This is a genomic window from Sphingomonas sp. (genome assembly GCF_013816785.1).
Lineage (GTDB): Bacteria > Pseudomonadota > Alphaproteobacteria > Sphingomonadales > Sphingomonadaceae > Sphingomicrobium.
On sequence record NZ_JACDDV010000011.1, the window covers coordinates 1 to 22,245 of the forward strand.

Here is a 22,245-nt window from a genome sequence, read left to right on the forward strand (position 1 = left end):
ACGCCGCCGACGCGGTCTATGTCGGCGAGCGCTCGCAGGGCGTCACCGTCCGCTTGGGCGCGCTCGAGGATGTGCATCGGAGCGAAGGCGAGGAGATTGGCCTGCGCCTGTTCCGTGGGACCTGCAGCGCCAGTGTCGCCTCGTCCGACCTCGGCGCCGATGCCCTCGCCGCCCTGGTCGATCGCGCCTACGCCATGGCCGGCGAAGCGCCCGAGGATCCCTATGCCGGCCTCGCCCCCGAGGAGTTGCTGCTGCGCGCCGACCCGGCCGATCTCGACCTCGACGACGGCGGTGATCCGGACCCGGCCGAGCTGCGCCAGGCCGCGCTCGCCGCCGAGGATGCGGCACGGGCCGTCCCGGGCGTGACCAACTCCAACGGGGGGAGCGCTTCGGCCTCCGCCTCGTCGTTCGCCATCGCCACCAGCCATGGCTTTTCGGGCGCGACCCGTGCCACCGGCTACAGCCGCTCGGCGAGCGTCGTTGCCGGTGAAGGCGAGACGATGCAGCGCGACTATGGCTGGCACTCGGCGCGCCACCTCACCGATCTCGAGACGCCTGAGGAAATCGGTGCGCGAGCCGCGACCCGCGCAGTCGCCCGGCTCAGTCCGGTGCGGGTCAAGGCCGGAAAGATGCCGATCCTGTTCGACCCACGCGTCGCTACCACGCTGCTCGGCCATCTGGTCGGCGCAATCACCGGGTCGTCGATCGCGCGCCAGGCAAGTTTTTTGCTCGAAGCTCTAGGCACGGAAGTCTTCGCCAGGGGTGTGACGATCCTCGACGATCCCCTGCGCCAACGCGGCCTGCGCAGCCGGTCGTTCGACAGCGAAGGGCTTCCGGTCCGGCCGGTTGCCCTGGTCGAGGATGGCGTTCTCACCGCCTGGCTGGCTGACAGCGCGTCCGCGCGCCAACTCGGCATCACGCCGACCGGCCACGCCGTGCGCGGCGTCTCGGGCGCGCCGGGTGCGGGTCCATCGAATCTCTACATCGCCACGGGCACTCGGAGCCGTGAAACAATGATCGCCGATTTGGGCGATGCAATCCTCGTTACCGAACTGATCGGGCAGGGGGTTAACGGCGTCACCGGCGACTATTCGCGCGGTGCGGCGGGGTTCCTGATTTCGGGTGGCGAGATAGGCCCGGCGGTCGCCGAAATCACCATCGCCTCCAATTTGAAGGCGATGTTCGCCACGCTGGAGCCCGCCACTGACCTCCGTTTCCGCCGCGGCATCGACAGTCCGACGCTGCTGGTGCCCGAAATGACGGTGGCGAGCGCTTAATTTCGCTCGGAAATACGATTTAAGCCTAACCTGGCGAACTCGATCTTGGGGCAGTGGTTCATCACCACCTTGAGCCCCGCCGCCTCGGCCTTCGCCGCAGCCTCGGCATCCTCGACGCCAAGCTGCATCCACACCGCCTTGGCTCCGGCCGCGATCGCCGCGTCGACGATTGGGCCAACCTCCTCGGACTTCCTGAAAATATCGACGATGTCGATCGGCTCGCCGATTTGAGCCAGCTCGCGCCAGACATATTCGCCATGGACATGCTCGCCCGTAATGCGTGGGTTGACCGGGATCACGCGATAGCCCTGATCCTGCAGGAACTTCATCACGCCATAGCTGGCCCGGCCCGGATTGTCCGAGGCGCCGACCATGGCGATGGTCCGCGCATTCTGCAGCAAGTCGGCGATGTCCTTGGGGTCGGTCAGCGGCATAAGCTTCTCCTGTCGCTGCACCAATGCTTCAGCCGCCGACTTTCTCCAGTTCATCGAGCAGCCGCTGCGCGATGGCCAGGAAAGCGTCTGCCGCCGGGCCTTCGCCCGCCGCCGGGGGAGTGCCCGCGTCCGACATTTTGCGCAGGCTGATCGATAGCGGCAGCCTCCCCAGGAAGGGCACGCCCATTCGCACCGCGCTGGCCTCCGCCCCGCCACTGCCGAACGGGTCGCTTTCCTCGCCGCAATGCGGGCACACATAGCCCGCCATATTCTCGACCAGGCCGATCACCGGGACGCTGGTCTTGCCGAACAAGTCGATCGCCCGCGCGGCGTCGATCAACGCGAGGTCCTGGGGCGTCGAGACGATCAGCGCGCCGTCGGGCCGCGCCTTTTGGATCAGAGACAATTGCACGTCGCCGGTGCCGGGCGGCAGGTCGACCAAGATCAGCTCGGTGTCGCCCCATGCGCCCTCGATCAACTGGGTCAAAGCACCCGACGCCATCGGCCCGCGCCACGCCAGTGCCTGGCCGGCTGGCACCAGCTGGCCAACCGACAGCAATTTGACGCCATAGGGCGTATCGACCGGAAACAATTTCTCCTTCTCGGCGCGCGGCTTGTCGTGCGAGTTGAGCAGGGTCGGTTGCGATGGCCCATAGATATCCGCGTCGATCAGCCCGACCCGCTTGCCCATCCGCGCCAGCGCGACCGCGAGGTTGGCGGTCAGCGTGGATTTGCCGACCCCGCCCTTGCCCGATCCCACCGCCACGATCCGCCGCTCCGACTTCGCGGCAGTCATCGCGATGCGCACCGCCCGCGCCTCCGGCAACGCCGCCTTGATTTGCCCCTCCAAAACCTCGCGCCCGGCCGCATCGAGCCCGCTCGCATCGACTACCAGGCTCGCCACCCCATCGACCCATTTGCGGCTGCGGATTCGCGGCGCATCGGCAAGTGCGTCGAGCGGGGCCAGCGGATCCGCCGCCATCAGATGCCGCTCACCAACATGTCGAAGGCGTTTAAGATCGTAAGATCCTCATGCGCCAGCGAACCGACGATTGGGCCAAGCATGGTCTGTGGGACCGCTGCGGCCAAAGGGATGGCCAATACATATTCGTCGTTGCCGATCGCTACGACCGGCGCGAGCCGCGGCATCGACCATCTCGTATCCGCTCGCGGCATCAATGGAATGACGAAACAGGTTTCAAGCGATCCCAGCGCGTCAGCCTGGCAAATCACGACCAAGGCGCCATTGTCGCGCAACGAATGAACGTCGAACCGCGCCATCAAAATTGCCGAAAGCGCGCCAGCGGAACTCCATGATCGCGGATGTAGGCGTTGTAGGCTTCGATCGCTGGCCGATTTTCCTCAAGCCAGCGTCGCTCGCGCTCCGACTTGACGGCGGCTGCCAGTCCCTGTTCGCACGACTGCGATAGGCTGATGCCCAGCGTCTTTGCTTCGTCGACCAGCGCGGCGTCGAGTGACACGTTCGTGCCGCGCCTCCTCAATGAGCGTTGGATATTCATCATGCGCATATACTATGCGCACAACTTGGCGACAAGTGATGCTACTGGCCTTTTCGACCGGCCACACTGTTATTCGGCGAAAGCCTACCTATTATGGGGTCATGACCATCTTACCGGGTTGGGGAGCGCGTTGGCGCGGCCTTTTCAGCGACATTAAGGGCCCCTGGGGCGCTTCTCCTCCAGGATCGGGCGGAGGGGGCGGCGAGGAGCCCCCTTCGGGCAACGGGCCCAAGGGGCCGTGGGGCGATCCGCCCAAGCGGCGTCCGTCGGGCAGCGGGCGCAATCCGGCGACGACGCTCGACGAATTCCTGCAGCGTAGCCGCACCCGCTTCGGCGGCAGCGGCGGCGGGTTCGGGGGACGGCCCGACCGATCGATCTTCCTGTGGGCTGCGCTTGCGGTTGCGGCGGTGTTGCTCCTGTTCAGCACCATGCACCGCATCTCGCCGGAAGAGCGCGGCGTGGTCACCCGCTTTGGCCGCTACAGCCACACACTGGGGCCCGGCATCGGCCTGACCCTGCCGTTCCCGGTCGACAGTGTGCAGAAATTGAACGTCGAGGAGATCCGCAACATCGACCTTGGTTCGGCCGCGGAGGAGACGCTGGTCCTGACCGGCGATCAGAACATCATCGATATCGCCTATCAGGTCCGCTGGAACATCCGCGACCCCGAAAAATACCTCTATGAGCTGGCCCAGCCCGAGGACACCATCAAGCAGGTCGCCGAAAGCTCGATGCGGCAGATTGTCTCGCAGGTGACGCTCAACGACGCCATCGGCAACAAGCGCGGCGAGATCGAGGCGCGGGTACGCGAGGAAATGCAGCAAACGCTCGACTTCTATCAGTCGGGCGTCCTGATCCAGGGCGTCGCGGTCAAGCAGGCCGACCCGCCGGCCGCGGTCAACGAGGCGTTCAAGGCGGTCACCGCCGCCCAGCAGGCGGCGCAGAGCGACGTCAACCAAGCCAACGCCTATGCGCTGCAGCTGCGTCAGCTTGCGCAGGGCGAGGCGACCTCGTTCGACAAAGTTTATGCCCAATATAAGCTCGCGCCCGAGGTCACCCGCCGCCGCATGTATTATGAGACGATGGAGCGGGTGCTTCGCAACGTCGACAAGACGATCGTCGAAACGCCCGGCGTGACCCCCTATCTGCCGCTGAGCGAAGTCAAGCGCTCGGTCCCGCGGGAGCCGGCCCAATGATCGACACCATTCGCCGCCACCCGTTCGCCTCGGGGCTAATCGGATTTTTCGTCCTGATCCTGCTCTTGAGCAGTATCGCGGTCGTGCCGGAAACTAGCCAAGGCGTCATCTCCCGCTTCGGCCGGCCGGTGCGGATCGTCAATCGGTTCGACGCTGGGCAAAGGTTCGGCGACCGCGGCGCCGGACTCGTCTTCCGCATTCCGTTCGCCGAAAACCTCGTCTGGATCGACAAGCGCGTGCGCGACATCGACATGGAAAAGCAGCAGGTCCTGTCGACCGATCAGTTGCGGCTGCAGGTCGATGCTTTCGCTCGCTACCGCATCGTCGATCCGCTGCGCATGTATATCAGTGCGCGCGGCAGCGAGGACCGGGTCGAAGAGGCGTTGCGCCCGATCCTCGGTTCACAGCTTCGCAATGAGCTTGGCAAGCGGCCGTTCGCGGCACTGCTCAGCCCTGAGCGCGAAGGTGCGATGGAGAATATCCGCGCCGGGCTAGACCGGGTCGCGCGGCAATATGGAGCGCAGATCATCGACGTTCGGATCAAGAAGGCAGATTTGCCCGACGGCACGCCGCTCGAATCTGCCTATGACCGGATGCGCACCGCGCGGCTTCAGGAATCGCGCTCGATCCGGGCCGAAGGATCGAAGCGGGCGCAGATCATCCGCGCCGAGGCCGATGCCGAGGCGGCGCAGATTTATGCCGCCGCGTTCGGCAAGGATCCGCAATTCTACGATTTCTACCGGGCGATGCAGTCCTATCAGACGACGTTCATCGGCGATGCCGAGAACAAGGCGGGCGGGACGACCATGATCCTGTCGCCGAACAATAGTTATCTGAAGGAATTTACTGGACGATAGGCACCAGCCCTGTTCAATTCGCGTTCATGCGCTTGACCTAGCGTCGCGACATGCATCGCAAAAGCCAAGCGAGGACCAAGAATGAAGCCGACGAAGGAGTTTCGACCCGTGCGTTATGCCTATGGGGTTGCCATGGCCCTGCTTTTGGGAGGGACCGCTTTTTCGGTAGCGACCGGGGAGGCCGGGGCGCAGGTCGCGCAGAACGCGCCTTCCGCCATGTCGCCGCGCGCGGGCGCTCCGACCAGTTTTGCCGACCTTGCGGCCCGGTTGCAGCCGGCAGTGGTCAATATTTCCACCAAACAGCGGGTTCCGGTCCGCCGCCAGGTCGACCCGTTCGAGGAATTCTTCCGCCGCTTCGGCGGTCAGGTTCCGCAGGGACAGACGCCGGGACAACCTGGTGACGCCTCGCCGCAGACCCGCGAGGCCGGATCGCTCGGTTCGGGCTTCATTATTTCGCCAGACGGCTACGTCGTCACCAACAACCATCTGATCGCCGGGGTCGACGGCACCGGGACGGTCGACTCTGTCACGGTCATCCTCACCGACCGCAAGGAATATACCGCGCGGATCGTCGGGCGTGACACCGCCTCCGATCTTGCGCTTCTCAAAATTGACGCGGCCAACCTGCCTTATGTCAATTTCGGCGATTCAACCCGCGCCAGGGTTGGTGACTGGGTGGTTGCAATCGGCAATCCCTATGGTCTGGGCGGCACCGTGACCGCCGGGATTATCTCCGCGCTTCATCGCGGCGGCATTTCCAATAATGGCGCCTACGATCGCTACATTCAGACCGATGCCAGCATCAACATGGGCAATTCGGGCGGTCCGATGTTCGATATGGCCGGCAATGTCATCGGTATCAATTCGGCGCTGATCTCTCCGACCGGCGCGAGCGTCGGCATCGGCCTCGCCATTCCGGCCGAAGCGGCCAAACCCGTTATCGATGCGCTCCGCCGCGGCCAACGCCCTCAGCGCGGCTATCTCGGCGTTGGCCTTCAGCCATTGGAGGAAAGTATCGCAGCTTCGCTCGGCCTGCCCAAAGACCGCGGCGAGCTAGTGCGTTCGGTCGTCCCGGGCGCTGCGGCTGCCCGCGCCGGCCTGCAGCAGGGCGATGTCATCCTGCGAGTTGGCGGGCAGGATGTCACACCCGACGAGACCGTATCGTTTCTAATCGCCAACTCCACGGTCGGCGCTCGGGTCCCGCTCGACATCATTCGCGACGGCCGCCGACAGACCATCTTGGCGCAGGTCGGCCAGCGTCCGACCGAGGAAGAACTGGCCAAGCAGCAGGGCGGCGGCATCGACGACGGCCAACCGCTAGGCGATGAGGCCCCGGTCACGCCCGGCAGCGCGCTCGGCCTGTCGTTGCAGGCCCTGAACCCGCAGATTATTAGCGCGCTTGGCCTGCCCGCGACACAGAAGGGGGTCGTGGTGACCTCGGTCGATCCCAACAGCGACGCGGCGACAAAGGGCATCGCTCGCGGATTTGTCATCGTCTCGGTCAACCGGCAGCCGGTTTCACGGCCGCAAGAAGTTCTCGCTGCGGTCGAATCGGCGCGAAAGGCGGGCCGGACCAGCGTTCTCATGCTGATCAAGCCGCGGACGGGCCCGGAGCAGTTTGTCGGCGTCAACATCGGCGCTCGCTAAACACAGCCTTGTTGCGCTCCCTCCTTCGGCTTAGGCTTGCGCCAAATGCCGAAGGAGTGAGACGCGACCCCATGGCCAGCAATCCCACGACCAGCATCTTCATCGGCTCCGGCCCTGGCGGCGAGCATCCGCAACAGCTCGAGCTCAAACGCGCCAACCGCCATGGGCTGATCGCCGGCGCGACCGGCACCGGCAAGACCGTCACGCTGCAGGGCATCGTCGAGGGGCTGTCCGCCGCCGGCGTCCCGACCTTCCTCGCCGACGTCAAAGGTGACCTCGCCGGCATTGCCATGCCCGGCGCCGCCACCGGCAAGCCGCATGAGGCGTTCGCCGCCCGCGCCGCCGAGATCGGCTATACCGACTGGGCCTATGAGGGCTTTCCGGTCCAGTTCTGGGACTTGTTCGCGGAAGCCGGCCACCCGATCCGCACGACGGTCAGCGAAATGGGACCGCTGCTGTTGTCGCGCCTGATGAATTTGAATGAGGTCCAGGAAGGCGTGATGGCGATCGCCTTTCACGTCGCCGACAAGGAGGGGCTGATGCTTCTCGATCTCGACGATCTGCAGGCGATGCTGGTCAACATTGGGGAGCGCGCCGACGAGCTCACGCTAGAATATGGCAATGTGTCGAAGCCCAGCGTAGGTACCATCCAGCGCTCGCTGCTTCAGCTTCGTGCCCAGGGCGGCGACCATTTCTTCGGGGAGCCGGCGCTCGACCTCGAGGATTTCCTAAAGCTCGACGATAGCGGCAAGGGGATCGTCAACATTCTCGCCGCCGACAAGCTAATGGCCTCTCCGCGCCTCTACTCGACCTTTCTCCTGTGGCTCCTGAGCGAGCTATTCGAGCTGCTCCCCGAGGTCGGCGATGCCGACAAGCCCAAGCTTGCCTTCTTCTTCGACGAGGCGCATCTGCTATTTACCGACGCGCCCGCCGCGCTGCTTGAAAAGGTCGAGCAGGTCGTCCGCCTGGTCCGCTCCAAGGGGGTCGGCGTCTATTTCATCACCCAGAACCCGATCGACATCCCCGATACTGTCGCTGGGCAGCTCGGCAACCGCGTCCAGCATGCTCTGCGCGCTTTCACCCCGCGCGATCAGGCGGCGGTCAAATCGGCCGCCGATACGTTCCGCCAGAACCCGGCGATCGACGTCACCAGGGTGATCACCGAATTGAAGGTCGGCGAGGCGTTGGTATCGCTTCTGCTGCCAGATGGCGCGCCATCCCCGGTCGAGCGGACGCTGATCAAGCCGCCGCGCTCTCGGGTCGGACCGCTTACCCCGCAGGAGCGCGGGGTAATGATCCAGACCGATTCGATCGGTGCCAAATATGACACGCTACTCGACCGCGACAGCGCCGAGGAAATCCTCAAGGCCAAGGGCGACGAGGCCGCCGCCGCCGCCGCCGCCGTCCAAGCCGAGACCGACGCCCAGAAGGCCGCCGCGCTCCAGGCAAAGCAGGATGCCATCGCCGCCAAGGAAGCGGCCCGCGCCAAGCTCGCCGATGATCGGCTTGCCGCCCAGCAGATGCGCGAGGAGGAGCGCCGGCAGAAGGAGCTCGAGCGCGAGCAAGCCCGCGCCGCGCGCGAAGCAGCCAAGCCGACGATGACCGACAAGATGATGCAATCTGCCGGCCGCGCGGTGGCGTCGTCGGTCGGGCGGCAGCTCGGCAATTCCTTGCTGCGCGGCATTTTTGGAGGATTGATGCGTGGCCGTTGACGCGCCCTGCCTCGACGTCCGCGAGCTCGAGCGCGAATGGCGCGACGCGCTGATCGCCAAGGATGAGGTGACGCTGCGCCGTCTGATCCACCCCCTGTTCAAGCTGGTCGGCATCCGTTCGACCGGGTCGGTGACGGTCGATCTCGAGCAATGGATCCAGGCCTTGAAGCGGATGGACATCGCCAACCTAGAGGTTCGAGTCAGCGATTGCGTCGCGCTTGACGACACGCTGGTCGCGACCGTCGATGCCCAGTGGAAGGTGCGCTATCTCGGCCAGCTGATCGACGAGCGGGTGCTGCTGACCGATGTCTGGGTCCGCGTCGGCGCCAGCTGGCAGGTGGTGCGCCGCCACTCCTCGCCGGTGCCACCTGGGTGCAAACTCACCTGACCCATTGATTTTCACCGCAAACAGTCCATCATCCCGGCCGTCAATATGTCCGTTGGAGAGGTACGGAGATGTTTACGCTGTTGTTGGCGATCGCGATGGCGGCGCCCAATCCATCGTCGATTGTCGCGCCGCGCCGGGCCTTCGCCACGTGCCTCAAGACGTTCGAGACCATGAGCCGGCAGGGAAAAATCGACGCCGCGGCCTATAGCGCCGCGGTCAAGTCGGCCTGCCCGTCCGAAGCGGCGGCACTGATGAACGCGCTGGTCGCATTCGACGTGGCGATGGGCAACAAGCGCTCGTCGGCGACCGCCAACGCGGCGCGCGACGTCGACGATTACCGGCTGACGAGTGAGGAGCGCTACCGCGACCTCGTCGGCCATCCCTGAAACGGCTCGTTGAGGTGACGGGTCGCCGAGGCTAGGCTCGCGTCATGCCCGCCGATCTCACCACCTTCGCCGATGCCGCCGAGTCGCAACGCGACGACCTCATCAAACTTCGCCGCGCGATTCATGCCGAGCCGGAGCTGGGCCTCGACTGCCCGACGACGCGCGACAAGCTTGAGACTGCGCTCGCCGGCCTGCCTCTCACCCTCCGCCGGAGCGCGCGATGCAGTGGCTTCGTCGCGGTTCTGGAAGGGGCAACCAAGGGTCGTACGGCCCTCCTGCGCGGCGACATGGACGCGTTGCCCATCCACGAGGCGACCGGGCTCGATTTCGCGAGCCGGACGGCGGGGTTGATGCACGCTTGCGGCCATGACAGCCATTCGGCCATGCTGGTCAGCGCGGCACGCATATTATCGGCGCGGCGCGACCAATTGTCGGGACGCGTCTTGTTCATGTTTCAGCCGGGGGAGGAGGGGCACCACGGCGCGCGCACCATGCTCGAGGAAGGCTTGCTCGGCGATCCGCTCCCCGATGGCGCCTTCGCGCTCCACATCTGGCCGACGCTGGCCCACGGAACCATCGCCTGCCGCGCCGGGACGATGCTGGCCTCGACCGATACGCTTATCGCCCGCATCGTCGGCAAGGGCGGCCACGCGGCAATGCCCCACGATGCGATCGACCCGGTTCCGGTCGCCGCCGAAGTGGTGCTGGCTCTCCAGACCGAGGTCGCGCGACGCACCCCCGTGACCGACCCGATCGTCCTGTCGATCACCAAAATCGCCGCCGGCACCACCCACAACGTCCTGCCCGACTCGGTCGACCTGCTCGGCACGCTGCGCACGCTGTCGCCCGAGGCTCGCGCACGCGGCCGCGCCGCGTTCGAGCGGATCTGCACTCATGTCGCTGCCGCACACGGCTGCACCGCCGAAGTCGCCATCGAGCAGGGCTATCCGCCGACTGTCAACGATCCGCGCGCGGTCGCGTTGATCCGTGAGTTGGCGGGCGACGCCTTTTGGGAGCCGCCCGCATCCAATATGGGCGGCGAGGATTTCGCCTATGTGCTCGAGCGCGTTCCGGGCGCGATGGCTTTCCTTGGCGTCGGGCCGGCGGGGGAGGAGGCCAAAGGCCGAGCGCCGCTCCACAATCCGGGGATGATGATCGACGAGGCAGCGTTGCCGATCGGGGTCGCGCTTCACTGCGCCTTCGCGACGCGCCTCCTGGCCGAGGGGTGGAGCTGATTTTGCTGTCCTACACAGCGAATTTATGATTGATTTTGGCTCTGATCCGGCTGGGAGCGTCGAGAATCGTCGCTCATCATCAACTTCATCAACTTTCCCTTGGGAATTCTCCTATGGCTTCGACCCCGATCCCCGCTCCCAGCCTTAAAGAGCTCACGCTTCGCGGCGTGATCCTCGGCGCGTTGATCACCGCCCTGTTCACCGCCGCCAATGTCTATCTCGGATTGAAGCTGGGCCTCACATTCGCGACCTCGATCCCAGCGGCGGTGATCTCGATGGCGGTGCTCAAATTTTTTAACGACGCGACTATCCAGGAAAATAATATCGTCCAGACCATCGCCTCCGCGGCGGGGACGTTGAGCGCGATCATCTTCGTACTGCCCGGGCTCATCATGATCGGCTGGTGGACTGGGTTTCCCTTCTGGCTCTCGGCCGCAACGATTGCGCTCGGCGGCATCCTGGGCGTGATGTACTCGGTGCCGCTCCGCCGCGCGCTCGTCACCGGATCGGACCTCCCCTATCCCGAAGGCGTCGCCGCGGCCGAAGTGTTGAAAGTCGGCGCCGGCGTCGGCGGGGCAGAGGAGAATAGGCGCGGCCTCGCCGCCATCGTCCTGAGCTCGCTCGTCTCGGCTGCCTTTGCGCTTCTCGCCCAGACCAAGATTGCGGTCGCCGATGCGGCCCGAAGCTTCGGCTTCGGCTCCGGCGCGACAACTGTCTCGACCAGCCTGTCGATGGCCCTGATCGGGGTGGGCCACCTCGTCGGCATGGCCGTCGGCATCGCCATGCTGGTCGGCCTGATCATTAGCTGGTTCGTGCTTGTCCCGTGGCAGACCGGCCTCGCCGGAATCACCGCCGGGGCCGACCTCGACACATTGGTCGGCACGGTGTTCCGCGAGAAAGTGCGCTTCATCGGCGCCGGCACGATCGGCGTCGCCGCGATCTGGACATTGCTCCGCATCCTCGGCCCGATCGTCAAGGGCGTCACCTCGGCCATCGCCGCCAGCCGGGCGCGATCGGTCGGCGGGCAGGACAGCCTTCCCCTGACCGAGCGCGACCTGCCGATCGGTATCGTCGGCGGGACCATCCTGTTCTCACTCATCCCGATCGGCCTGTTGCTCCACGCCTTCGCAAGCACGAACCCAATCGCCGCGGCGCCGGGGCTGACGATCGGCCTCAGCCTGCTCTACATCCTGTTCGCCGGTGCGGTGATCGCCGCCATCACCGGTTATATGGCGGGCCTGATCGGCGCGTCGAACAGCCCGGTGTCGGGCGTGGGCATTCTGACGGTGCTCGGCATTTCGCTGATCCTCGCCGCCATTTTTGGCCGCGACATCGGGGTCGACGCTTCGAAAAGTCTGGTCGCGTTCGCGCTGTTCGTCACCGCAATCATTTTCGGCGTGGCAACCATCGCCAATGACAATCTGCAGGATCTGAAGACCGGCCAGCTGGTCGGCGCTACTCCATGGCGGCAACAAGTCGCGCTGGTGCTCGGCGTGATTTTCGGATCGCTGGTTATCCCGCCGATACTGACCATTCTCAACGACGCTTTCGGCTTTCAGGGGGCGCCGGGCGCTGGCCCCAACGCGCTCGCCGCGCCGCAGGCGGCGCTGATCTCGGCGATCGCGCAAGGCGTTCTCGGCGGCAACCTTAACTGGAATTTGATCGGCCTCGGCGCCGCGATTGGAGTGATGGCCGTTGCGGTCGACGAAATTTTACGAGCCACCAAACGCGGCTGCTTGCCGCCGCTCGCGGTTGGAATGGGCATTTATTTGCCGATGGCCCTCACCCTGCTGATCCCGGTCGGCGCGGTCCTTGGTTATTTCTACAATAAAGCGGTCGAGCGGGCCCCCGATCCGCCCTTCGCCCAGCGGCTCGGCGTCCTCATGGCCACCGGGCTCATTGTCGGCGAAAGCTTGTTCGGTGTCACCTTCGCCGCCATCGTCGGCGCTACCGACAATGACACGCCGCTCGCGCTGGTCACCGACTTCCCGCTCGCGGTCCCTATTGGCCTGACCGTCTTCACCGGCTCGATCCTGTGGCTCTACGCGGCAACACGGCGCAAGGCCGCGCACGCCCTGCCGGCCTAAGCAATGGAGACCGTGCACCTTGGCCAGTCGAGCGCGCTGCCGGCATCTCCGGACGAGGCCATGCTCGACTTTGTGCCCAACCCGCGCGCGGCCACACTTTACCTCGTCCGCTTCGCCGCGCCCGAATTTACCTCCCTCTGTCCGGTCACTGGGCAGCCCGACTTCGCTCACCTGGTCATCGATTACGCGCCGGGCCAGACGATCGTCGAATCCAAATCCCTGAAGCTCTACCTAGGATCGTTCCGCAACCATTGCGGCTTCCATGAGGACGTCACCGTGGGCATCGGCCAGCGCCTGTTTGAGGAAATGAAGCCCAATTGGCTGCGCATTGGCGGTTATTGGTATCCGCGCGGCGGGATCCCGATCGACGTCTTCTGGCAATCGGGCGCCCCGCCGACGGGCTTGTGGCTGCCCGACCAGGGCGTCGCGCCCTATCGTGGTCGGGGCTGAGCGTGGACGATCTGGTTTCGACCGACTGGCTCGCGCATCATCTCGATGACCCCGACACCGCGATCGTCGATTGTTCGGTCTTCATGCCGGGCGGGCGCGATGGGCGCGCGGAATTCGAGGCCGCGCACATCCCTGGCGCGCGCTATCTCGACATCGACGCTTTGTCCGACTCGTCGCACCCAGCACCGCACATGCTGCCCCCCGCCGCCGATTTTTCGCGAGCGATGGCGGAGCTCGGCGTCGGTCGCGACGATCGCATCATCGTCTACGACAACAGCCCGCTCAGGAGCGCGGCGCGCGGCTGGTTTATGTTGCGTCATTACGGAGCGGAACGGGTCGCCATACTCGATGGCGGGTTCGCCAAATGGCGCGGCGAGGGCCGACTCGTTGAAAGCGGCGAGGCGAGGCCGCGCAAGGCGCGCTTCGACACCCACCTCCGCTCCGACGTCATCGACAAGGCGGCGATTCTCGCTGGCACCGATCAGCCGCTGCTTGATGCGCGCGGCAAAGGCCGATTCGACGGCAGCGAGCCCGACCCTCGCCCCGGTGTCGCTGCCGGCCACATTCCGGGCGCGCGCAACCTGCCGTTTGGCGAATTATATCGCGCCGACGGCACGCTGAAATCGGACGGCGAGTTGCGCCAGGCGTTCGCCGCGGCCAACGTCGATCCCGTCCGGCCATTCATCGCCACCTGCGGATCGGGCGTGAGCGCCGCCTCGCTGCTGTTCGCTGCGCACCGGCTCGGCGGGCGCGATGCCCGGCTTTACGACGGCAGTTGGAGTGAATGGGGCGCGGACCCGACGACGCCTAAGGAAAAAATTACAGGCTAAACAGCTGGTCGATCGACTCGACTCCGCAGGTCAGCTCGCGCTTCAGCCGCTCGACCGCAGCCGGGTGGGCATCCTGGTCGGCGATCGCTTCAAGGCCCGCCGCGGCGCCAGCGGCAGTGCGTGCCGACCGCGCGTTGAACGAGCGCTGCCGCGCCGGCGACGCGACCGGCCAGCCGGCGGCGAGTTTGGCCTCGACCATCGTCTCGCTCGGCGGATTGCCCGCCGTTTGCTCGACGCAGGCCAGTGCCTGACGGATCGCCGACAGCCGGGCGACGGCCTCGGCATAGGGGCCAGGGACAGGGTCGTTCCGGTCGAACGAGTCGGGCATGAAATGGATCATCCCCGCCGTATCGCACGGCGCGGTAAACCAACCGTGAATCAGGCTACCGACGAATTCTGGATATCGCGCAGAATCCAGCCGCGCTGCGGTATCGTCTCGATGAATTCCGCCCCGCCCGCCGCCGAGCGAAGCTTTTTGCGCAGTTTGGAGATGAACACGTCGATGATCTTGGGCTGCGGCTGATCGTCGGACCGGCGGTAGAGATGCTTGAGCAGCATCTGCCGGGTGACAACGTTGTTGCGGGCGAACGCCAGCAGTTCGAGCACCCGATATTCCATCTCGGTGATCCCGATCGGATGGCCGTCGATGCGGATCAGCCGCTGCACCGGATCGACCGCGAGGCGCCCGCCGCACAGGGTTGCGGGCAGGTCGCCGCCGTTGGCCTTGAGGCTCTCGAGCAAGCGCGACGCGGCTTCCTCATTATCCTCGGCCGACAGCGTGACCGGCGAACCGAGCAACAGCTGCTGCACCTCGGCCAGTGACCGATGCGCCTCTTCGACCAGGCGCGAGCCTTCCTCGAATCGTCTCCGCGAGCGATCGAGCATCGCTTCGATCTCGACCAGTCGGGCCGATAATGTCTCCACTGCCATGCGCCCCCTCCCGACCGTTAGTGCTGCGGCGTCTGGGCCGAGGCGTCTTTACCGTCGGCCTCCGGCGCGGCGATGATCGTCTGCGTCGTCTGGCCCTTGTCGACGACGCGGGTATTGGGGTCGCCGACGGTCGAACGCACGCCCAGTGCCGAGCGGTCGCGGCCAGCGCTGTCGAGAATTGCCCTCTCGGTCGCGCTGCGCGGGGCGGGGCCGCCGAACAGCGCCTCGATCGCCTGGGTCTGCGCGTCGCTTGCCGACAGGTTCACCGTTCCGGCGACCGGGGGCGTGAGCGAATAATCGGGCGGGATGACCAGCGGCGCGTTGCGCGCGACCGCGAACTCGTCGAGCGAGGCGCGCTTCCCGCCAAGGACTCCGCAGCCGCCAAGCAGGATGGCGGGGGCAAGGAGGAAGATGGCCTTACGCATGTTCATGGGTTCCTTTGAGGCGCCTTATCCCTAATCAGGAAGGCGCGAAGCAGCAAGATCGCGACGCCGATGCTAATCGCCGCGTCGCCGACATTAAAGACCAAAAAGGGACGGAAGGCCCCGAAATGCAGGTCGGCGAAGTCGACCACATAACCCAATCGGACGCGATCGACGATATTGCCGAGCGCGCCGCCGAGCACCAGCGACAAGGCGAGCTGGTCGCCGCGCCTGTGCTCGCGGCCGATCCAGTAAGCGACACCGACCGCGATCGCCGCGGTCATCGCGACGAGGAGCCAGCGGCCAAGCTCGCCATCAGCGTGGAGCAAGCCAAGGCTGATCCCGCGATTTTCGACCCAGGTCAGATTGAAGACCGGCAGCAACTCGATCTGCGCGCGTTGCTGCAGCTGGAGCGGACCAATGACGACCGCCTTGGTCAGTTGATCAAGCGCGAACACGGCAAGGGCGACGAGGTACGCGAGGCGCTTATCCATTCACCACCGCCTCGCACCGAGCGCACAGGTCGCCGTCCTCGACGACCTCGGGAAGGTGGCGCCAGCAGCGGTCGCATTTCTCAGAGTTGATGATTGACACATCGGCATGATCTTGGGCGGTCGGTGACGGTTCAACCGACGCGGTCGCGCAGATGAAAAGCTCTGACAAGTCGATGCCTTCGGTGACCGTTGGATCGAAGTCGGCGATTTGCAAAACGATCGCTGCTTTAAGGCTGGAGCCTAAGATCTTGTCCTTTCGATGCGGTTCAATCGCGAAAGTGGCGAACTGTCTCAAATCTCGGAGCGCTTTCCATTTCCGTGAGATCTCTTCATCGTGCCAGTCGCCAATCTCCGGCCACTCAAGCAAATGCACGCTGCCCGCATCCGGGAACCGCGTGCCCCATACCTCTTCCGCCGTAAACACCAGCACCGGCGCCGCCCAGCGGACCAGTGCGTGGAAGAGGGTGTCGAGGACGGTGTGGTAAGCGCGGCGCTTGTCGGTCTGAAAGCCCGTCGCCGGATTGACCTCGCAATAAAGGCTGTCCTTGCGGATATCGAAGTAGAAGGCGCTCAGATCCTCGTTGCAGAAATCGGCCAACGCGCGGGTGTAGTCGTTGAAATCATAATTCTCGACCGCCCGCCGCAGCCGCTCGTCGAGGCCCTCGAGGAGCGACAACATATAGCGCTCGAGCTCGGGCATCTCCTCGACCGCGACCTTCTCGGCCTCGTCGAACCCGTCGAGCGCGCCAAGCAGATATCGAAAGGTATTCCTGAGCTTGCGGTACTGGTCGGCGACACCGGCAAGGATTTCCTTGCCGATGCGATGGTCCTCGGTGAAATCGACGCTGAGCGCCCACAGCCGCAAGATGTCCGCGCCATAATCGCGCATCAGGTCGAGCGGGGTGATCGTGTTGCCGACGCTCTTCGACATTTTCAGGCCCTTGGCGTCCATCGTGAAGCCGTGGGTCAGCACGGCATCGTAGGGCGCCCGCCCGCGCGTCCCGCAGCTTTCGAGCAGGCTCGACTGGAACCAGCCGCGATGCTGGTCGCTTCCTTCGAGATAGAGGTCGGCGGGCCAGCGTTGCTCGGGCCAATGGCCGCTTTCCAGCGTGAAGACGTGGGTGCAGCCGCTGTCGAACCACACGTCGAGAATGTCGGTGACGCGTTCGTAATCGGCGGCATCATAAGCGTCGCCGAGATACTCCTGCGTTCGCTCGTCAGACCAGGCGTCGACTCCCTCGGCTTTAATCGCGGCGACGATGCGGGCGTTGACCACATCGTCGACCAGTGGCCGGTTGCCGCCTTTCTCGACGAACAGCGCGATCGGCACGCCCCACGCCCGCTGGCGGCTGATCACCCAGTCGGGGCGGCCTTCGACCATCGAGCGGATGCGGTTTTCGCCCTTTTCAGGCACCCAGCGGGTGTTGGCGATGGCATGAAGCGCGGTCTGGCGCAGGGTAGATTGAGGTGGGAGGTGGCCGCCTTCGTTTTCCCAGCGAGCGAGGGCGCGTTCGCCGCCTCCTTCTCCCCTTGAGGGAGAAGGTTGGGATGAGGGGCCGGCCGCGTCTGCGGCTAAAGGACTCTTTGCTACCCCCTCACCCTCCCGCTGCTTTGCATCGGGCCCCTCCCTCTCCCTCAAGGGGAGAGGGGAAAGCGGTGGACCTGTTTCCAGACTGCCCCCGGCAGTCTGGAGCGGTGCGTCCATCGCGATGAACCATTGCGGCGTGCAGCGGTAGATGACCTTGGCCTTCGACCGCCACGAGTGCGGGTAGCTGTGCTTATAGTCGGCGCTCGCCGCGAGCAGCCCGCCTGCTTCGCGCAGGTCCGAACAGATCGGTCCGTCGGGCGCATTGAACTTGTTGTTGATGACCGAGCCCTGGCCGCCGAGCCACTCCCAGTCCTCGCGGTACTTCCCATCCGCTTCGACCGCGAACACCGGATCGATGCCGTGCGCCTTGCACAGCGCGAAATCATCCTCGCCATGGTCGGGCGACATGTGGACAAGGCCGGTGCCGGTGTCGGTGGTGACGAACTCGCCGGGGAGGAACGGGCGCGGCTTGGCGAAAAAGCCGCCGAGGTGGTGCATCGGATGGCGAGCAATGGTGCCGGCGAGATCGGCGCCCTTTATATGTCCTAGTATCTTGCTGCTCTTAATCTTGAGGCCCGGAACTGCACCTGCTCGTACAAGTAATGCGGCCCGCAGAACTCCAGCATACAACAGAGTTTGAGTCTCTCCGCTTGCGAATTCGAAGCATTCAAATTGGTAAACAACCTCCGGCCCATAGGCGATCGCCTGGTTGACGGGGATCGTCCAGGGCGTCGTCGTCCACACCATCGCGTGCGCGCCGACCAATTCTGGGATCGGGCTTTCGACGATCTCGAACGCGACATCGATCTGGGTCGAGACGATGTCCTCATATTCGATCTCGGCCTCGGCCAGCGCGGTTTTTTCGACCGGGGACCACATCACCGGCTTGGCACCGCGGTAGACCTGGCCGCTTTCGGCGAATTTCATCAGCTCGCCGACGATGGTCGCTTCGCTGTCATAGGCCATCGTCAAATAGGGGTGATCCCAGTCTGCGAGGGCGCCGAGGCGCTTTAATTGGTCGCGCTGCACATCGACCCAATGCTGTGCGTAAGCGCGGCATTCGGCGCGGAATTCCTTGACCGGCACCTCGTCCTTGTTGAGCTTCTTCTTGCGGTACTGCTCTTCGATCTTCCATTCGATCGGCAGGCCGTGGCAATCCCATCCCGGAACGAACGGCGCATCCTTGCCCAGCAGGGTCTGGGTGCGCACGACCATATCCTTGAGCGTTCGGTCGAGCGCGTGGCCGATGTGGATGTCGCCATTGGCGTAGGGCGGGCCGTCGTGGAGGATGAATTTCTCGCGTCCTGCCCGCGCGGCGCGGACCTGTGCGTAGAGATCTGCCGCCTGCCATTTGGCGAGGATCAGCGGCTCCTTCTGCGGCAGGCCGGCCTTCATCGGAAAGTCGGTTTTGGGCAGAAAGACCGTGGAGCGCCAATCAGGCTTGGAGGCATCGGGTTTGGCAGGCGCGTCGGACATTGGCGCGGGCTCTAGCGGGGCTTTCGCGAGATGCAAAGCTTTAGCCCTCCCCCTTGATGGGGGAGGGTGGGGTGGGGGTGAGGGTGGACGAAGGGTAGGCCATCTCAGGAGGCATCACCCCACCCCAACCCCTTCCCATCAAGGGGAGGGGCTCAAGAGTTGCCGTGCTTCCGCCGCATCGGCATCCATTTGGGCCTTCAACGCGTCCAGTCCGTCGAACTTGGCTTCGGGCCGGAGGTAATGGTGGAGCGCGATCTCGATTGTCCGGCCGTAAAGGTCGCCATCGAAATCGAACAGCACCGCCTCAAGCAATTCGCGCGGCGGGTTGAACATCGGGCGGGTGCCAAGGTTGGCGACTCCGTCATGCTCGCTGCCGTCGTCGAGCCGGACGCGGACCGCGTAAACTCCATAGGCCGGCCGCTGGTAGGGGCCGAGCTCGACATTGGCGGTCGGCCAGCCGAGCGTTCGGCCGCGCTTGTTGCCGTGGATGACCGCACCCTCGATCGCGAACGGGCGGGTGAGCAAATGGGTCGCGGTCCTGGGGTCGGCGGCGGTGAGCGCGTCGCGGATGCGGCTCGACGACACCGGCTCGCCATCGAGCACGACCGGGGCAACCACCTCCGCTTTAATGCCGTGGGCCGCGCCGAGCTCGCGCAACACCTCGGCATTGCCGCCACGCTTGTAGCCGAAGGTGAAATCCTCACCGGTGACGACGCCTGCCGCGCCGATCCGCTTCGCCAGCAAGTCGGCGACGAACTCCTCCGCCGTGGTGGAAGCCAGCGCAGCATCGAACCGGAACACCAGCATCGCGTCGGCCCCGGCTTGGCCGAACAATCGCTCGCGCTGGTCAAGACTGGTTAGGCGAAAGGGAGGCGCGTCGGGCCTGAAATGCCGCACCGGGTGCGGGTCGAAGGTGGCGACGATCACCGGCCGCCGCTCGTGCGCGCCCCGCTGCACCGCCCGCCCGACCACCGCCTGGTGGCCAAGGTGGAACCCATCGAAATTGCCAAGCGCCACGATCGCGCCGCGAAGTAGCTCGGGGATCGGCTTGTCGAAGGTCAGGCGCTGCATTGTGCTGGCGCATATAGTTTAGCGCCGCAGAATCAACCGCGGGTTATTGACTCACCTGTTTGTTGATCCTATCTGGCCGCTATCCCGTTTCACCGGTCACCGGCGGCGCATTCGTGCGCGCGCCGTTTTGCTGTCGTAATGGGACCGTCGCTTTGAGATGGGGCGCGCGTGCCACGCCGCCCTGTGGAGCTAGGAGAAAGTTTTTCATGGCACGTATCGCGGGCGTCAATTTGCCCACCAACAAGCGCGTTGTCATCGCGCTCACCTATATCCACGGCATTGGCAACACCAAGGCCAGGGAAATCACCGAAAAGCTGTCGATTGCGCCCGAGCGCCGCGTCCAGGATCTCAACGATCAGGAAGTGCTGCACATCCGCGAGGCGATCGATGCCGGCTACAAGGTCGAGGGCGACCTCCGCCGCGAGACGGCGATGAACATCAAGCGATTGATGGACCTGGCCTGCTATCGCGGCCTCAGGCATCGCAAAGGCCTGCCGGTCCGCGGCCAGCGCACCCACACCAATGCGCGCACCCGCAAGGGCAAGGCGAAGCCGATCGCTGGTAAAAAGAAGTAGTCCGCTCTGCTTCTTTCGCCGCTCACACAGCTTTCGATTTTTAGGGATTTCCACCCATGGCACGTGAACCCCAGCGCATTCGCCGCCGCGAGCGCAAGAACATTACTTCGGGAGTGGCGCACGTAAACGCCAGCTTCAACAACACTATGATCACCATCACCGACGCGCAGGGCAATGCGATTGCCTGGTCGTCGGCAGGGACGATGGGCTTCAAGGGCAGCCGCAAGTCGACCCCTTACGCGGCGCAAGTCGCAGCCGAAGACGCCGGCCGCAAGGCCGCCGAACATGGCGTCCGCACCCTCGAAGTCGAGGTCAAGGGTCCGGGATCGGGCCGCGAGTCGGCGCTCCGTGCGCTGCAGGCGGTCGGTTTCCAGATTACTTCGATCCGCGACGTGACGCCGATCCCGCACAACGGCGTGCGGCCTTCGAAGCGGCGCCGCGTCTAGGCGACGACCGCTTGGCGAACCACCACGGTGGTCTCGCGAGTTTCATATGAAGGCGGGAGACGTTCCGCCAAGGGCAGGAAGAAACATGGCCGTCAACACTAAGAACTGGCAGGAACTCAAGAAGCCCAACGCGCTCGAGCGCAAGACTGGCACCGATGTGCGCCGCAAGGCGATCTTCGTCGCCGAACCGCTTGAGCGCGGCTTCGGCATGACGCTCGGCAACAGCCTGCGTCGCGTATTGCTCTCCTCGCTCCAGGGCGCGGCGGTGACCTCGATCAAGATCGAGGGCGTTCTCCACGAATTCTCGTCGCTCGCCGGGGTCCGCGAGGACGTCACCGACATCATCCTCAACGTCAAGCAGATCGCGCTCAAGATGGAAGGCGAAGGCCCCAAGCGGCTGCAGCTGAGCGCGACCGGCCCGGGCGAAGTCACCGCCGGGCAGATCGCCGCGACCGGCGATATCGAAGTCACCAACCCCGAGCTGGTGCTGTGCCACCTCGACGACGGCGCGACGCTCAACATGGAGCTGACAGCCGACATCGGGAAAGGCTATGTGCCGAGCGCGGCCAACCGCCCGGCCGACGCGCCGATCGGCCTGATCCCGGTCGACGCGCTGTACAGCCCGGTGCGCCAGGTCGCCTACAAGGTCGAGAACACCCGCGTCGGGCAGGAGCTCGACTATGACAAGTTGACCCTGACGATCGAGACCGACGGCACCGTCACCCCCGAAGATTCGCTCGGCTATGCCGCGCGCATCCTGCAGGACCAGCTGCAATTGTTCGTCCACTTCGACGACAGCCAGGTTCGCGCCGCGCCGGCGGCGGGCATGGTTGGCGGCGTCGGCGGCATGGGCGGCGGCGCGACCGACACCGCGACCGACACCAACCAGCTCAACCGCTACCTGCTCAAGAAGGTCGACGAGCTGGAGCTCAGCGTGCGCAGCGCCAACTGTCTCAAGAACGACAACATCATCTACATCGGCGACCTGGTCCAGAAGACCGAAGCCGAGATGCTCCGCACGCCGAACTTCGGCCGCAAGAGCCTCAACGAGATCAAGGAAGTCCTTGCCTCGATGGGCCTCCGCCTCGGCATGGACATCCCCGGCTGGCCACCGGAAAATATCGAAGAGATGGCCAAGAAACTGGAGCAAGAGCTTTTAGGCTGACCAGCCGGTCGGGCCTGTCCGGGGGACAGGCTCGAAAAACCTCTCTGCTCGGCTGACAC

The 22,245-nt window shown here is 65.0% G+C and carries 24 protein-coding genes; 14 read left to right on the top strand and 10 right to left on the bottom strand.

Features of this window, described 5'->3' with window-relative positions; genetic code table 11:
* Positions 1-1,277, top strand: a 1,277-nt coding sequence (locus tag H0W65_RS04030; RefSeq protein ID WP_294004169.1) for a metallopeptidase TldD-related protein, incomplete at its 5' end; no start/stop codon positions are given.
* On the opposite strand, the gene H0W65_RS04035 is transcribed toward H0W65_RS04030, so the two are convergent.
* Genes H0W65_RS04035 through H0W65_RS04050 form a run of 4 tightly spaced genes read right to left on the bottom strand, consistent with a single transcriptional unit; the run spans position 1,274 to position 3,240 of the window.
* Positions 1,274-1,711, bottom strand: a complete 438-nt coding sequence (locus H0W65_RS04035; protein ID WP_294004172.1) for a CoA-binding protein — start codon at positions 1,709-1,711, stop codon at positions 1,274-1,276. The two genes, H0W65_RS04030 and H0W65_RS04035, sit on opposite strands and share 4 nt — an antisense overlap.
* A gap of 28 nt (positions 1,712-1,739) precedes the next feature.
* Positions 1,740-2,693, bottom strand: a complete 954-nt coding sequence (locus H0W65_RS04040) for an Mrp/NBP35 family ATP-binding protein (protein WP_294004176.1) — start codon at positions 2,691-2,693, stop codon at positions 1,740-1,742.
* Positions 2,693-2,992 carry a CcdB family protein gene (locus H0W65_RS04045; RefSeq protein ID WP_294004178.1) on the bottom strand — a complete coding sequence of 100 codons (300 nt, stop codon included), beginning with the start codon at positions 2,990-2,992 and terminating at the stop codon, positions 2,693-2,695. The genes H0W65_RS04040 and H0W65_RS04045 overlap by 1 nt, the downstream gene beginning before the upstream one ends.
* Positions 2,992-3,240, bottom strand: a complete 249-nt coding sequence (locus tag H0W65_RS04050; protein WP_294004181.1) for a type II toxin-antitoxin system CcdA family antitoxin — start codon at positions 3,238-3,240, stop codon at positions 2,992-2,994. The genes H0W65_RS04045 and H0W65_RS04050 overlap by 1 nt, the downstream gene beginning before the upstream one ends.
* 92 nt (positions 3,241-3,332) lie before the next feature.
* On the opposite strand from H0W65_RS04050, the gene hflK reads away from it, so the two are divergent.
* The 10 genes from hflK (at position 3,333) to sseA (ending at position 14,019) form a co-directional block, all read left to right on the top strand.
* A complete protein-coding gene (hflK, locus tag H0W65_RS04055; RefSeq protein ID WP_294004184.1) occupies positions 3,333-4,427 on the top strand; it encodes an FtsH protease activity modulator HflK in 1,095 nt (364 codons plus the stop codon).
* Positions 4,424-5,284 carry a protease modulator HflC gene (gene hflC, locus H0W65_RS04060; protein WP_294004186.1) on the top strand — a complete coding sequence of 287 codons (861 nt, stop codon included), beginning with the start codon at positions 4,424-4,426 and terminating at the stop codon, positions 5,282-5,284. The genes hflK and hflC overlap by 4 nt, the downstream gene beginning before the upstream one ends.
* A gap of 81 nt (positions 5,285-5,365) precedes the next feature.
* A complete protein-coding gene (locus H0W65_RS04065; RefSeq protein ID WP_294004189.1) occupies positions 5,366-6,931 on the top strand; it encodes a Do family serine endopeptidase in 1,566 nt (521 codons plus the stop codon).
* A gap of 71 nt (positions 6,932-7,002) precedes the next feature.
* Positions 7,003-8,643: a helicase HerA-like domain-containing protein gene (locus tag H0W65_RS04070; RefSeq protein WP_294004192.1), complete on the top strand. Its 1,641-nt coding sequence runs from the start codon at positions 7,003-7,005 to the stop codon at positions 8,641-8,643.
* Complete coding sequence (locus tag H0W65_RS04075; protein WP_294004195.1) at positions 8,633-9,031, top strand: nuclear transport factor 2 family protein; 399 nt, start codon at positions 8,633-8,635, stop codon at positions 9,029-9,031. Before H0W65_RS04070 ends, H0W65_RS04075 begins: the two co-directional genes overlap by 11 nt.
* 68 nt (positions 9,032-9,099) lie before the next feature.
* Complete coding sequence (locus H0W65_RS04080; protein WP_294004198.1) at positions 9,100-9,417, top strand: hypothetical protein; 318 nt, start codon at positions 9,100-9,102, stop codon at positions 9,415-9,417.
* A 44-nt stretch (positions 9,418-9,461) separates the two neighbouring features.
* Positions 9,462-10,652, top strand: coding sequence for a M20 family metallopeptidase (locus tag H0W65_RS04085; protein WP_294004201.1), 1,191 nt, complete (start codon positions 9,462-9,464; stop codon positions 10,650-10,652).
* Positions 10,653-10,765: 113 nt separating this feature from the next.
* Positions 10,766-12,739 carry an OPT family oligopeptide transporter gene (locus tag H0W65_RS04090; protein WP_294004204.1) on the top strand — a complete coding sequence of 658 codons (1,974 nt, stop codon included), beginning with the start codon at positions 10,766-10,768 and terminating at the stop codon, positions 12,737-12,739.
* Positions 12,740-12,742: 3 nt separating this feature from the next.
* Positions 12,743-13,189: a preQ(1) synthase gene (queF, locus tag H0W65_RS04095; protein WP_294004206.1), complete on the top strand. Its 447-nt coding sequence runs from the start codon at positions 12,743-12,745 to the stop codon at positions 13,187-13,189.
* 2 nt (positions 13,190-13,191) lie between these two features.
* Positions 13,192-14,019 (top strand): 3-mercaptopyruvate sulfurtransferase, encoded by an 828-nt coding sequence (gene sseA / locus H0W65_RS04100; protein ID WP_294004209.1) that lies wholly within the window; start codon positions 13,192-13,194, stop codon positions 14,017-14,019.
* Here the strand turns inward: sseA and H0W65_RS04105 are convergent.
* The 6 genes from H0W65_RS04105 to H0W65_RS04130 all read right to left on the bottom strand — a co-directional run bounded on the left by H0W65_RS04105 (position 14,009) and on the right by H0W65_RS04130 (position 20,000).
* A complete protein-coding gene (locus H0W65_RS04105) occupies positions 14,009-14,347 on the bottom strand; it encodes a hypothetical protein (RefSeq protein ID WP_294004212.1) in 339 nt (112 codons plus the stop codon). The two genes, sseA and H0W65_RS04105, sit on opposite strands and share 11 nt — an antisense overlap.
* Before the next feature lie 50 nt (positions 14,348-14,397).
* Positions 14,398-14,949, bottom strand: coding sequence for a winged helix-turn-helix domain-containing protein (locus H0W65_RS04110; RefSeq protein ID WP_294004215.1), 552 nt, complete (start codon positions 14,947-14,949; stop codon positions 14,398-14,400).
* A gap of 17 nt (positions 14,950-14,966) precedes the next feature.
* Entirely contained in the window at positions 14,967-15,374 is a 408-nt protein-coding gene (locus H0W65_RS04115; RefSeq protein ID WP_294004219.1) for a DUF3035 domain-containing protein, read from the bottom strand.
* A gap of 2 nt (positions 15,375-15,376) precedes the next feature.
* Positions 15,377-15,865 (bottom strand): signal peptidase II, encoded by a 489-nt coding sequence (gene lspA / locus H0W65_RS04120; RefSeq protein WP_294004222.1) that lies wholly within the window; start codon positions 15,863-15,865, stop codon positions 15,377-15,379.
* On the bottom strand, positions 15,858-18,929 hold the full coding sequence (locus H0W65_RS04125; RefSeq protein WP_294004225.1) for an isoleucine--tRNA ligase: 3,072 nt from the start codon (positions 18,927-18,929) through the stop codon (positions 15,858-15,860). The genes lspA and H0W65_RS04125 overlap by 8 nt, the downstream gene beginning before the upstream one ends.
* 138 nt (positions 18,930-19,067) lie before the next feature.
* Positions 19,068-20,000 carry a bifunctional riboflavin kinase/FAD synthetase gene (locus tag H0W65_RS04130; protein WP_294004227.1) on the bottom strand — a complete coding sequence of 311 codons (933 nt, stop codon included), beginning with the start codon at positions 19,998-20,000 and terminating at the stop codon, positions 19,068-19,070.
* Between the two features lie 206 nt (positions 20,001-20,206).
* Here H0W65_RS04130 and rpsM point away from each other — a divergent pair, with 206 nt between their 5' ends.
* From rpsM to H0W65_RS04145, 3 genes are all read left to right on the top strand, one after another.
* Complete coding sequence (gene rpsM / locus H0W65_RS04135; protein ID WP_294004230.1) at positions 20,207-20,575, top strand: 30S ribosomal protein S13; 369 nt, start codon at positions 20,207-20,209, stop codon at positions 20,573-20,575.
* A 56-nt stretch (positions 20,576-20,631) separates the two neighbouring features.
* Positions 20,632-21,021: a 30S ribosomal protein S11 gene (gene rpsK, locus H0W65_RS04140; protein ID WP_294004233.1), complete on the top strand. Its 390-nt coding sequence runs from the start codon at positions 20,632-20,634 to the stop codon at positions 21,019-21,021.
* Positions 21,022-21,106: 85 nt separating this feature from the next.
* Positions 21,107-22,186, top strand: coding sequence for a DNA-directed RNA polymerase subunit alpha (locus H0W65_RS04145; protein WP_294004235.1), 1,080 nt, complete (start codon positions 21,107-21,109; stop codon positions 22,184-22,186).
* The last annotated feature ends 59 nt before the right edge of the window (positions 22,187-22,245 follow it).

Coding starts and splice junctions, on each gene's coding strand:
- hflK (WP_294004184.1), top strand. CDS start 3,333: ATGACCATCTTACCGGGTTGGGGAGCGCGTTGGCGCGGCCTTTTCAGC.
- H0W65_RS04045 (WP_294004178.1), bottom strand. CDS start 2,992: ATGGCGCGGTTCGACGTTCATTCGTTGCGCGACAATGGCGCCTTGGTC.
- H0W65_RS04110 (WP_294004215.1), bottom strand. CDS start 14,949: ATGGCAGTGGAGACATTATCGGCCCGACTGGTCGAGATCGAAGCGATG.
- H0W65_RS04130 (WP_294004227.1), bottom strand. CDS start 20,000: ATGCAGCGCCTGACCTTCGACAAGCCGATCCCCGAGCTACTTCGCGGC.
- H0W65_RS04080 (WP_294004198.1), top strand. CDS start 9,100: ATGTTTACGCTGTTGTTGGCGATCGCGATGGCGGCGCCCAATCCATCG.
- queF (WP_294004206.1), top strand. CDS start 12,743: ATGGAGACCGTGCACCTTGGCCAGTCGAGCGCGCTGCCGGCATCTCCG.
- H0W65_RS04085 (WP_294004201.1), top strand. CDS start 9,462: ATGCCCGCCGATCTCACCACCTTCGCCGATGCCGCCGAGTCGCAACGC.
- H0W65_RS04090 (WP_294004204.1), top strand. CDS start 10,766: ATGGCTTCGACCCCGATCCCCGCTCCCAGCCTTAAAGAGCTCACGCTT.
- H0W65_RS04125 (WP_294004225.1), bottom strand. CDS start 18,929: ATGTCCGACGCGCCTGCCAAACCCGATGCCTCCAAGCCTGATTGGCGC.
- H0W65_RS04035 (WP_294004172.1), bottom strand. CDS start 1,711: ATGCCGCTGACCGACCCCAAGGACATCGCCGACTTGCTGCAGAATGCG.
- rpsM (WP_294004230.1), top strand. CDS start 20,207: ATGGCACGTATCGCGGGCGTCAATTTGCCCACCAACAAGCGCGTTGTC.
- hflC (WP_294004186.1), top strand. CDS start 4,424: ATGATCGACACCATTCGCCGCCACCCGTTCGCCTCGGGGCTAATCGGA.
- H0W65_RS04065 (WP_294004189.1), top strand. CDS start 5,366: ATGAAGCCGACGAAGGAGTTTCGACCCGTGCGTTATGCCTATGGGGTT.
- H0W65_RS04105 (WP_294004212.1), bottom strand. CDS start 14,347: ATGCCCGACTCGTTCGACCGGAACGACCCTGTCCCTGGCCCCTATGCC.
- H0W65_RS04040 (WP_294004176.1), bottom strand. CDS start 2,693: ATGGCGGCGGATCCGCTGGCCCCGCTCGACGCACTTGCCGATGCGCCG.
- H0W65_RS04115 (WP_294004219.1), bottom strand. CDS start 15,374: ATGCGTAAGGCCATCTTCCTCCTTGCCCCCGCCATCCTGCTTGGCGGC.
- lspA (WP_294004222.1), bottom strand. CDS start 15,865: ATGGATAAGCGCCTCGCGTACCTCGTCGCCCTTGCCGTGTTCGCGCTT.
- rpsK (WP_294004233.1), top strand. CDS start 20,632: ATGGCACGTGAACCCCAGCGCATTCGCCGCCGCGAGCGCAAGAACATT.
- H0W65_RS04050 (WP_294004181.1), bottom strand. CDS start 3,240: ATGCGCATGATGAATATCCAACGCTCATTGAGGAGGCGCGGCACGAAC.
- H0W65_RS04145 (WP_294004235.1), top strand. CDS start 21,107: ATGGCCGTCAACACTAAGAACTGGCAGGAACTCAAGAAGCCCAACGCG.
- H0W65_RS04070 (WP_294004192.1), top strand. CDS start 7,003: ATGGCCAGCAATCCCACGACCAGCATCTTCATCGGCTCCGGCCCTGGC.